Source organism: Thermoanaerobacterium sp. CMT5567-10 (genome assembly GCF_030534315.2).
GTDB lineage: Bacteria > Bacillota > Thermoanaerobacteria > Thermoanaerobacterales > Thermoanaerobacteraceae > Thermoanaerobacterium.
Genome location: NZ_CP130558.2, coordinates 920864 through 933034, shown reverse-complemented (window position 1 = coordinate 933034; position 12171 = coordinate 920864). Strand labels below are relative to the sequence as shown.

The following is a 12171-nucleotide window of genomic DNA, read 5'->3' as shown; positions in this document are numbered from 1 at the left end:
AATTTAATTTGAGAAGCCGTCAACCATAGCGGCTGACGGCAAAATATAATAAAGGCGGTGATAGCTATGGATAATGCTGAATTTGTCAAAAAGAAAAGCATTGAAGTATATTTCAGAAAGTATTTTGGTGTTTTATTGTTAATATTTCTTACAATAATATTTTGGCTTATTTTTAAAATAATTTCGCCAAATAATTTTGGAACTCCAGGAAGACTTTTATCATATTTGCAATCAAGTTTAATTTATGCGGTTGGTGGATGTGGCTTATATTTCATTGTTGCTATGGGATTATGGGATTTTAGCATTGGTGCTAACCTTGTTTTATCGTCGATATTGGCATGCTATTTTTCTCAACAGTATGGATATCTAGGATTAATTTTGGTACCCATTGTTAGTGGGACATTGATAGGTTTATTGAATGGTATTGTTTATATAAATTTTCATATACCTTCAATGATAGTTACTGTTGGACTTTCACTTATATATGAAAGTTTAAGTGTGTTTGCGACACATGGACAAGAACAGATTTTGGGTCCAAATTATCGTGCTTTTGGTATGTATCCATATAATGTAATTTTGGCAGTATGTGCTTTTATATTTGTGAGTTTGGTTATTAAATACACTAAAATGGGAACTTATATGTATGCAATAGGTAGCAATGAATATTTAGCTAAAAATATGGGCGTAGATGTAAATAAATTTAAAGTATTATCGTTTGTAATATGCGGTTTTTTAGTCGGGATTATGAGCATTCTAAATATCAGTTATGGAACTTCTATGACTGCTGCATCCGGTATGTCATCTATGAGCATGAATTTTACACCTTTAATGGGAACTTTTTTTGGAATGTCTTTTAGGAAATATGGAACGCCTGTAATAGCTATCATAATTGGTGAATTTATAATTTCACTAATTTTTAACGGATTTGTCGCTATTGGTGCTCCAACTACAATTCAAAAGGTTGTTACAGGAATAGCTTTGTTGTTGATAGTTACAATTACTACAAAACCAGTTAGAGGCATTGTCGTCAAGTGAGGTGAAAAATATTGAAAGAAGAAATTTTAAGGGTAGAAAAATTAAATAAATATTTTGGTAGTAATCATGTTGTAAAAGATGCTACTTTGTCATTTAAAAAAGGAGAGATACATGGTCTAATTGGGGAAAATGGTTCTGGAAAATCTACGTTAGTTTCTATGATAGCTGGTATTTATGAAATAAATAGTGGAAAAGTTTTTTTGGAAGGCAGAGAAATTAAGGCAAGATCACTTGTTGAAGCAAATAGAAATGGTATCTCAATAATAGTTCAAGAAGCTGGTACAATATTAGGTTTAACTGTAGCAGAAAATATTTTTTTAGGTAATGAAGAAAAATTTATAAAACATGGCATTAAAAATATCGTTTCTATGAACAGAGAAGCACAAGGATTGTTGGAAAAATACGAATGTAGTAACATAAATGCGACAGATTTAATCGATAAATATAATTTTGAAGAGCGAAAACTTATAGAAATAATTAAAGCAATATATATTGGACCAAAAGTTTTTATTGTTGATGAAACAACTACTGCTTTGAGCCAAAATGGCCGTGAACTATTATATAAGCAGATGACACGAATAAAAGAAGAGGGAAATACTGTTATTTTTATTACTCATGATTTAGATGAATTAATCAGATGGACTGATCGCATTACTGTAATGCGTGATGGTGTAGTTGTTGACACGGTAGATAGTGGTTCGGTTACTGAAGATGATATAAAAAGGCTAATGGTAGGAAGAGAATTAAGCGGACATTATTATCGCACAGATTACGAAAAACCTGTATTTAAAGAAACAGTATTAAAATTAAGCAATGTAACCGTACCAGAACAAATCAATAATATTAGCTTTGAATTACACAGAGGAGAAATACTCGGAATTGGTGGACTTAGTGAATGTGGAATGCATGAGGTAGGTAAGGCAATTTTTGGAGCATCATTTAATAGATCTGGTGATGTTATTCTTGGTAATGGAGTCAAAATTAACTCTATTGAAGTTGCCATAAGAAACGGTATTGCTTATGTCTCAAAGGATAGGGATAATGAATCTCTTATAGTTAATGATACAATTTCAGATAATATTTGCATTACATCATTAGATGATTTAAAAGAGCATAACATAATATTTAATAGTAAACTTAATAAATTTGCTAATAAATACGCAGAGGTATTAAGTGTAAAAATGGAAAATGTAAACCAGTTGGTATCTGACCTATCTGGTGGCAATAAACAGAAAGTTGCTTTGGCAAGGTGGATTGCAAAAAATTCTGAAATATTTATATTAGATAGCCCTACTAGGGGTATTGATGTTAAAGTAAAAGCTGATATTTATGAACTGATGACTGAGATGAAAAAACAAGGAAAGTCAATACTTCTAATTTCCGAAGAAATCTTAGAATTAATTGGTATGTGCGACAGAATTTTAATAATGAAGGATGGAGAAATCAACGGCGAATTTATGAGAGATATTAATTTGACAGAAGAAGATTTAATAATGAAAATGATTTAAGTGAGGGTGAAAAGAATGACTGACTTGCAAAATAGTGTTGAAATTAATGGTTTTAAAAGTAAATTACAGAAGTATTTAGAGAAACCAATTGCACGAAATATTTTGCCGGTAATTGGGCTTATAGCTGTATTAATCGTTTTTACAATATTAACAAGTGGAAAGATTATAAGTCCATTAAATATAACATTATTGCTTGATGGAGTATATGTATTAATGATTGCCTCAATTGGAGTATTTTTTATCATGACTATGGGTTGTTTAGATTTTTCTCAAGGTTCTATACTTGGAATTGCATCGATAGTATTTTCTTATCTATCTGGTTTTAATATTTTATTGGCTATTATAGGTGCAATAATTGCAGGTGCACTTATTGGAACAATAAATGGTTTTTTTCATGTGAAGCGTAAAATACCTTCATTTATTGTCACAATATGTACAATGTTTTTATTTCGTGGGTTTATTGCGTATTTAACGACAAATTCTCCTGTTTATGCAGTGAGTGACATTTTAAATTATAATACGGTATTAGTTAAATTAATATCAACAGTGGTAATTCTATTGCTTGCTTTCTTAGTTTTTCATTTTACGAAACTAGGAATTTATTTAAAAGCGATTGGTGCGGGAGAAATTGGTTCAAGATTTGCAGGAGTGGATGTTGATAAGATTAAGTGGTTAATGTATATAGTAGCTGGAATGATTACAGGATTTGCAGCATTCATAAATGTTATTGAGGTTGGTTCTGTAACAGCATCAGGTGGTAGCATGTTTGAAACGGAAATTTTAATTGCCTTAGTTTTAGGTGGATTACCAATTACAGGAGGTGTGATGGCACGTTTTTCCAACATTATCACAGGTGTGCTGACATACAAAGTATTATCTGCAGGACTGAATATGATAGGTCTTACAACTCAGACTCAACAGTTAATAGAAGGTGTTATATTTTTGTTAGTTGTGGCGTTGTTTAGCGATAGAAAATCATTGCATATTATTAAATAAATTTCCTACGAATATTTCAATTATAAAAATTGAGAAATGACTATTATTGCAAGAAGGCTTATAGATAAAGTTTTTTAATAAGTTGATTTAAAAATGGAAGGAGGTGTTAAGATTATCTTTGGGAGTAGTTATGAATATAGGAAGTAAAATTAATTGATCGAGGAGGTAACTTAAATGAAAAAATTTCTAAGCTTTTTACTTGTAATTACTTTGCTTATGACAACAATGCTAGCTGGATGCGGACAGAAAAGTCCATCATCGTCCGCTAACCAAGGCAACAGTAGTAATGCTAATAGTAGTACAAATACAACTACAGATTTGACATTATGGACTTTTGTCGGTTTACATGCGCAAATGTATAACGCAGCTGCAAAAAGATGGAATGAAACATATCCAAATCAAAAGATTAATTTAAAAGTAGTAACATATCCGTATGAAGATATGCATAATAAGTTGTTGGTAGCATTACAATCAGGTGTTGGAGTACCAGATATTGCTGATGTTGAACTGGGAAGATTTCCTCAGTTTTTAAAAGGGACACCTCAATTAGCAGATCTAACAGATTTGGTAGCTCAAGATAAAGACAAGTACATTGAGTCAAGATTGGAATTATACAGCAAAGACGGAAAGCTTTATGGTTTGCCTACACATGGTGGTGCAGTAATGGCATTTTATAATAAGGATATTCTTGATAAAGCTGGCATTGATCCTAGTACAATAAAGACTTGGGACGATTTTATTGCTGCGGGTAAGATAGTTAAAGAAAAAACGGGGAAACCTATGTTGGCTGTTTCTCAAACTGCAATGTGGGAATTTAACACAATGATTGGTCAACAAGGTTCTGATTACTTTGATCAAGACGGGAATGTAATTTTAGATAATGATACTAACATTAAAACGTTACAATTTCTACATGACATGATTTACAAAGATCAGATAGCAGTTATACCTCCTGGAGGTCAACCAGATACTACCCAAGCATATGGTTGGATTGACAAAGGAAATGTTGCAGCAGTTGTTATGCCTTTCTGGTTTATGAGCAGATTTGTTAGTTATATGAAAGATTTAAAAGGAAAGATAATAGTCGAACCAGCTCCAATCTGGAAAGATGAGAATAAATATCCGACAGTAGGTCAAGGTGGTACAGGCACAGTAGTTCCATCAGCAGGTAAGCATGTAGATATAGCTAAAAAGTTTTTAGCGTTTGCAAAAGAAACGAAAGAGGCTAATTTGGAGATTTGGAACACATTAGGATTTGATCCACCACGTTGGGACGTATGGCCGCAATTGGCAACCGATCCCGGAGATAATCAATATACACAATATTTTGTTAACGGGAAAGATATATTTAAAATCTTGTATGATTCAACTAAAGGAAATATAGTGTCATTGAGAAGTACCCAATTAAGTGTTACTGCTAATGATCTAATGGCAAATCAAGTTTTATATAAAGTTTTAAAAGCAAATAGTGCTACGGCTGAACAAGCTTTAAAAGCAGCTGCCAATGAATTAAGAAAGGATAAAAATAGTGGTCAATAATAAATAGAGTGAAATTCATGGGATTTATGAGTACAAAAATGTTTTTCTCATAAATCCCATATAGCACAAGTTGAAAGGAGAAAATCATAAATGGGTAAAAGGAAAAATTTCTTGACTGATATATTATACACTCCAAAATGGGCACCATATTTCTTTGTATTACCATTTTTGATAACATTTTTATTATTCTTTTTATATCCTTTTATAAATGCTTTTGTAATGAGTTTTGAAAATATAATAGGTCCTAATCAAGTAGAATTTGTTGGATTTCAAAATTATAAAAGTCTACTTAATTATCATTTTTACACTGCTTTATGGAATAGCACACGTTATACATTTTGGACATTACTTATTTTAATTCCGTTTCCTTTAATTTTGGCGGTTTTATTAAATTCGGAAAAGTTAATTGGAAAAAAATTTTTTAGAGCGGCGCTTTTTATTCCGATTTTAACATCTGCAGTAGTAGCGGGTATAGTATTTAGTTTGATTTTTGGAGATCCACAACTTTCGCCTGCAAATAGTTTTATTAAAATTTTTGGAATGGCACCAAAAACTTGGCTGCGTGATGTTAATGTTGCAATGTTTTTACTTGTTCTTTTAGCTACATGGAGATGGACTGGAGTGAATATTGTATATTTTTTATCTGGTTTACAAAGCATACCAAAAGATTTATATGAATCAGCAGAAATTGATGGAGCAGGAACTTTTTCAAAATTTTTATATATAACTATCCCTCTTTTGAAGCCAGTAATTATTTATGTGTTGACAATTAGTATATTTGGTGGATTCGCAATGTTTACTGAATCTTATATTTTTTGGGGAACACATTCACCTCAAGATTCTGGTTTAACCATAGTAGCATATTTATACCAGCAAGCATTTGAAAATGGCAATTTAGGACTTGGGTGTGCAATTGGAGTAGTGTTATTAGCCATAGTTTTGATAATTAATATAATTCAGCTAAGATTTTTTGGTTTGTATAAGAAAGAGGAGGTTTAAATATGGAATCCCATGCTTCAAATATTGGCAGTAAAGAAAAATATAATGATTCTAGCTATAAGAATAATTTATTTGCAAGAAATATAATAGGTAGATTCTTTATTGTTGCGTTTTTTGTTGTATTGAGCATAATTGCTTTATTTCCTTTATATTATTTAATTGTTAGTTCGTTCAAACCAGCGGATCAGTTGTTTACAACAGGACTTGATGCAACAATAAATTTAAAAGTTATGAATTTGAAAAATTATATTAGTTTGTTTGGAAGTCAAGGAGGCTTGTATTTGTCATGGTATAAAAATAGTCTTATCATTACAATTTTAGGAACGATTTTGACGTTGCTATTATCATCAATGGTAGGATATGGACTGGCTGTTTATCAATTTAGAGGAAGAAATTTAATATTTACATTAGTTTTATTTATAATGATGGTACCTATGGAAATGCTTTTATTGCCTATGTATAAATTAATGGTTTCACTAAATTTATTAAATACTTATTGGGGCGTTATTTTACCAGGTGTGGTATCCCCTACTGCGGTTTTCTTTTTTAGGCAATATGCAGCAGGACTGTCTAAAGATTTTATGGATGCAGCGAGAATAGATGGGTGCACTGAATTTGGCATATTTTGGAGAGTAATGGCTCCATTAATGATACCAGCATTTGGGGCAATGACAATACTTGTAGCATTGGGAAATTGGAACAATTTTTTGTGGCCTTTAATTGTTATGCGTACTGATCAAATGTTTACACTCCCTGTTGGATTAATGTCGTTACTAACGCCTTATGAAAGTAACTATAGTGTATTGTTGTCAGGTTCAGTATTATCAATATTACCAATAGTGATAATATATTTAATTAACCAAGAAGCATTTATGTCAGGACTGACTGTAGGTGGAATTAAAGGATAATAAATTTTGTCAAAAAATATTAATAAAAAACAGGAGGAGATTTGAATGCAGAAGAAGGCAAAAATGATTTTGGATAAAGATTTCAAAATAAGTAAAGTAGATAAACGTATCTATGGATCGTTTATTGAACATTTAGGGCGTGCAGTTTATGATGGTATTTATGAACCAGATCATAAAGAAGCGGATGAAATGGGTTTTCGAAAAGATGTAATAGAATTAGTTAAAGAATTAAAAGTTCCAATTGTGCGTTATCCGGGAGGAAATTTTGTTTCGGGGTATAATTGGGAAGATGGTATAGGGCCTAAAGAAAAAAGACCGAAAAGGTTAGAATTAGCATGGAGTTCTTTGGAAACAAATCAGATTGGCATTAATGAATTTTCGGATTGGGCTAAGAAAGCTAATACAGAAATTATGATGGCAATCAATTTGGGAACTAGAGGAATAGATGCAGCAAGAAATATAGTAGAATACTGTAACATTCGAGAAGGATCTTATTGGAGTGATTTAAGAAAATCACATGGCTATAAAGAACCACATAATATAAAATTATGGAATTTAGGTAATGAAATGGATGGACCATGGCAAATAGGGCATAAAACGGCTGATGAGTATGGTAGAATTGCTTGTGAAGCTGCAAAAGTAATGAAAATAGTTGATCCATCAATTGAATTAGTGGCATGTGGAAGCTCAAATAGCAGTATGCCAACTTTTGGACAGTGGGAAGCAACTGTTCTTGAACACACGTATGACTACGTAGACTATATATCAATGCATACTTATTATGGGAATGAAGAAAATGATATTGAAAATTTTTTAGCAAAATCCTTAGATATGGATGCATTTATTAAAGCAGTTGTATCTACTGCTGATTATGTAAAGGCTAAAAAAAGAAGCAGAAAGACAATTAATATTTCATTTGATGAATGGAATGTATGGTTTCACTCAAGAGAAAATGATAAGAAAATAGAACCTTGGACTATAGCCCCACCATTGTTAGAAGATGTATATACATTTGAAGATGCACTTTTAGTTGGCTGTATGCTTATAACGTTACTTAAACATGCTGATCGAGTGAAAATAGCATGTTTAGCACAACTTGTAAATGTTATTGCACCTATAATGACTGAAAAAGGAGGTAAAGCATGGCGCCAAACAATTTATTATCCTTATTTACATGCTTCTACTTATGGCAGAGGGGAAGTATTAGCATCTGTTATCGACTCTCCCAAATATGATAGTAAAGATTTCAGCGATGTACCATTTTTGGAATCTACTGCCGTAACAAATGATGAAAATGATGAGATTACAATATTTGCTGTAAATAGAGACAAAGATGATTCGATGCTTTTTGAATGTGAATTAAAAGGTTTTGAAAATTATAGATTTATCGAGCATATAGTACTTGAAAATAATGATATAAAAGCAACTAATACAAAAGAAAATCCAGACAATGTTGTTCCTCATAGTAAAAATGATGTTGTAATTGAAGATGGATTGGTAAAGGTGATTTTGCCTAGATTATCATGGAATGTTATTCGGTTGGAAAAAGTTAAAAAATAATTTTTTATGGATAACCAAAATAATAATGTTTTTGGTTATCCATAAACTAAAGTTTGTAAAAAGGTATGGTGGCGACAATGATTAATAATCAAAATTTCATATCATTGAAACAGATTTCAATTAATAAAGGTTTTTGGTCATATTATATAAAACTGATAAAAGATGCGATGATACCATATCAATGGGAAGCATTAAATGATCGTGTTCCTGATGCTGAACCTAGCCATGTAATTAAAAATTTCAAGATAGCAGCAGGTGAAGCACAAGGCGAATTTGCTGGAATGGTATTTCAAGATAGTGATTTGTATAAATGGCTTGAAGCAGTTAGCTATAGTTTAATTGTATTTCCGGATACGGAATTAGAAAAAACTGCTGATGATGTTATTGAATTGATTGCAAAAGTTCAACAAAGTGACGGCTATTTAAATACTTATTTTACAATTAAAGAACCTGATAAAAAATGGACGAATTTAAGAGATTGTCATGAGCTGTATTGTGCAGGTCATTTGATAGAAGCAGCAGTTGCTTATTATGAGGCGACAGGAAAGAAAAAATTGCTTGATGTAGCATGTCGCTTTGCTGATCACATAGATTCTGTATTTGGTCCAGAACCACACAAGAAAAAAGGTTATCCGGGGCATGAGGAAATCGAGTTAGCATTGGTAAAATTATATAGGGTTACTAACGAGAAAAGATATTTAAATCTGAGTAGATATTTTATTGATGAACGTGGAAAGAAGCCGCTTTATTTTGAAATAGAAGCTTACACTTACAATAGAGGAATAAGGAATATTCATAATATACGGGGAGAATTGGGAGAAAGATATTTTCAAGTGCATTTACCTGTAAGAGAACAAACTACAGCTGAAGGACATGCAGTTAGAGCTGTTTACTTATATTCAGGGATGGCTGATGTTGCATTAGAGATAGGGGATCAAAGCCTAATTGATGCTTGCAAGAGATTATGGGATAATTTAACGAAAAAGAGAATGTATATTACAGGAAGTATTGGCTCTATGTCGATAGGGGAGTCTTTAACTTTTGATTATGATCTTCCAAATGATACTAATTATTCGGAGACATGCGCGTCTGTCGGACTTGTATTTTTTGCGCATAGGATGTTACAGATTGATCCTGATAATCAATATTCTGATGTAATGGAGAGAGCTTTGTATAATACAGTAATAAGTGGAATGACATTAGATGGAAAAAAATTCTTTTATGTAAATCCACTTGAAGTATGGCCAGAAGCTTGTGAAAAGAACAAAGTTAAGTCGCATGTAAAATATACAAGGCAGCCATGGTTTGGATGTGCATGTTGCCCACCTAATATTGCGAGATTGCTGACATCGTTAGGTAAATATATATATTCTAAGAAAAATAAAGAGATATTTGTTCATTTATATGTTGATAGCGAATTAAAAGAAAAAATTTCAGAAAGTCAAGTAAATATTAAGCAGAGTACCCAATATCCATGGGATGAGAAAATAGATATAGAAGTTGATTGTGAAGAAGAAACAGAATTTACATTATCTTTGAGAATACCTGGTTGGTGCAAAGAGGCTAAAATCAAAGTTAATAATGAAGAAATTGATTTGAATAGTGTTACGATGAAAGGATATACGAAAATTAGTCGCATATGGAAACATGATAAGGTAGAAATATATTTTTCAATGCCTGTTATGAGGATAAAAGCTAATCCTAATGTAAGAGAAGATGAGGGTAAAGTTGCTATTCAAAGAGGACCGATTGTTTATTGTCTTGAAGAAGTTGATAATGGTAAAAATTTAAATAATATCGTATTACCAACTGATAGTAAGTTTGAAATAAAAAAAGATAAAGATTTAAATGATGTATGCGTTATTGAAACGGATGCTTTTAGAGAGAAATATAATGATTGGAATGATGAATTGTACAAATCTGACGTAAAAGTTTCTTATGAAAAAACAAGGATAAGATTTGTGCCATATTTTGCATGGGCAAATCGTGCGCCTGGAGAAATGGAAGTTTGGGTAAGGGAAAGATAAGTATTAAATTTATACGAGGGTGTGGTATAGTGAAACGAATAGTATTTCTAATTTTGACAGGTTTATTAAGTGTAATTATGTCAGCATGTTCTAGCAGTAGTTCGAAAACAACCATAGTATATCCCAAAGAACCTCCTAGAGATGATCTTTATGATACATCCATAATAAATGACGAATCAAAATGGGGAACAATGAATGTTCATGATCCATCGATTTTTAAAGATGGAGATTGGTATTATATTTTTTCTACAGATGTGAAAGTAGGTGGAACACCACGTGCGGGAATACAAGTACGAAAATCTAAGGATTTGATTCATTGGCAATGGGTCGGATATGCTTTAGATGGAGTGCCAAAAGAAGCTGAAGAGTGGACTGATGCAACAAATTTGTGGGCACCAGACGTTACTAAAATTGGTGATACGTATTATTTATATTATGTAGCATCAACGTTTGGCACGAATCAGTCATTTATAGGTTTGGCAACAAGCAAATCAATAGAAGGGCCTTGGCAAGATCAAGGGGCTGTATTTAAATCTCAACAGGGTGATGAATGGAATGCTTTAGATCCTAATATTGTATACGCTGCTGATGGTACTATGTGGATGGATTTTGGATCCTTTTTTGGGGGAATATACATAGTACAGCTTGATCCAAAGACGGGAAAATTATTGAACAATGCTACACCAAAATTAATTGCGAGGCGTAATGGTGCAGATGCAATTGAAGGACCATACATTATATACAATAAACAACAGAAAAAATATTATTTATTCACATCTTTTGATTCGCTGTTTAGTGACTATAATGTTAGAGTATCACGTTCTGACAACATAGATGGACCATATGTGGACTTTAATGGCAATTTAATGACAGATACAAACGTTGATAGTGGCACAAAAATCTTAGGAAGTTATAAATTTGATGGAAATGATGGCTGGATAGCACCAGGACATAATTCTGTACTAGTAGATGGAAATAATTATTATATTATCCATCATGCAAGAGGAGAAAAAGATACAAATTGGCCGTATCTACATGTAAGGAAAATATTGTGGTCAGATGATGGGTGGCCTATGGTTTCACCAGAACGTTATGCAGGGGAGACTGAGCAGCAAATAGATAAAAATGAGATAATCGGGAAATGGGAAATTATAGAGCTTGATAAAAATGTTAATTCGGAAATAACATCTACTAAGATTGAATTACTTAGAAATGGTAAAATTAACACAAATGATAGTAAAGATCATTGGGAACTTAGTGGTAAAAATACAATTAAATTATATTTTTATGATCCAGACCATGTACAGAAAGGACAATATTGGATTGAAACGGCTAAAATTATTCCAGCCTGGGATTGGGAAAATTGGAATCCAACTTTAGTATTTACAGGCTACGATCAAACTGGCACAGCAATATGGGGTAAAATGGATAAAAAATCTAAATAATTAGCTAATAAGTTTTTTATACAGATATAAAAGAGATAAAAAGTTTTATCTATTAGCAGGAATTTTTGATAGTATGTAGAATATAAATAATATAAATGTACGTACATTTAAATATACAAAATATGATATACGAATATATAATAGTGCTTTAAAT

The 12171-nt window shown here is 31.9% G+C and carries 9 protein-coding genes; all 9 read left to right on the top strand.

Annotated elements, in window-relative coordinates; all coding sequences use genetic code 11:
- Window positions 1-66: 66 nt before the first annotated feature.
- The 9 genes from Q2T46_RS04825 to Q2T46_RS04785 all read left to right on the top strand — a co-directional run bounded on the left by Q2T46_RS04825 (window position 67) and on the right by Q2T46_RS04785 (window position 12017).
- Window positions 67-1035: an ABC transporter permease gene (locus Q2T46_RS04825; protein WP_303264041.1), complete on the top strand. Its 969-nt coding sequence runs from the start codon at window positions 67-69 to the stop codon at window positions 1033-1035.
- Window positions 1036-1046: 11 nt separating this feature from the next.
- Window positions 1047-2543, top strand: a complete 1497-nt coding sequence (locus Q2T46_RS04820) for a sugar ABC transporter ATP-binding protein (protein ID WP_303264042.1) — start codon at window positions 1047-1049, stop codon at window positions 2541-2543.
- 15 nt (window positions 2544-2558) lie between these two features.
- Entirely contained in the window at window positions 2559-3539 is a 981-nt protein-coding gene (locus Q2T46_RS04815) for an ABC transporter permease (protein WP_303264043.1), read from the top strand.
- 174 nt (window positions 3540-3713) lie between these two features.
- Complete coding sequence (locus Q2T46_RS04810) at window positions 3714-5078, top strand: ABC transporter substrate-binding protein (RefSeq protein ID WP_015311080.1); 1365 nt, start codon at window positions 3714-3716, stop codon at window positions 5076-5078.
- 90 nt (window positions 5079-5168) lie between these two features.
- Window positions 5169-6077: a carbohydrate ABC transporter permease gene (locus tag Q2T46_RS04805; RefSeq protein WP_015311081.1), complete on the top strand. Its 909-nt coding sequence runs from the start codon at window positions 5169-5171 to the stop codon at window positions 6075-6077.
- 2 nt (window positions 6078-6079) lie between these two features.
- Entirely contained in the window at window positions 6080-6985 is a 906-nt protein-coding gene (locus Q2T46_RS04800; RefSeq protein WP_245301108.1) for a carbohydrate ABC transporter permease, read from the top strand.
- 45 nt (window positions 6986-7030) lie between these two features.
- Entirely contained in the window at window positions 7031-8545 is a 1515-nt protein-coding gene (locus Q2T46_RS04795; protein WP_303264044.1) for an alpha-N-arabinofuranosidase, read from the top strand.
- Between the two features lie 77 nt (window positions 8546-8622).
- The gene (locus tag Q2T46_RS04790; RefSeq protein WP_303264045.1) at window positions 8623-10572 is read left to right on the top strand and encodes a glycoside hydrolase family 127 protein; all 1950 of its coding nucleotides are present in this window, start codon (window positions 8623-8625) and stop codon (window positions 10570-10572) included.
- 29 nt (window positions 10573-10601) lie between these two features.
- A complete protein-coding gene (locus Q2T46_RS04785) occupies window positions 10602-12017 on the top strand; it encodes an arabinan endo-1,5-alpha-L-arabinosidase (RefSeq protein ID WP_303264046.1) in 1416 nt (471 codons plus the stop codon).
- The last annotated feature ends 154 nt before the right edge of the window (window positions 12018-12171 follow it).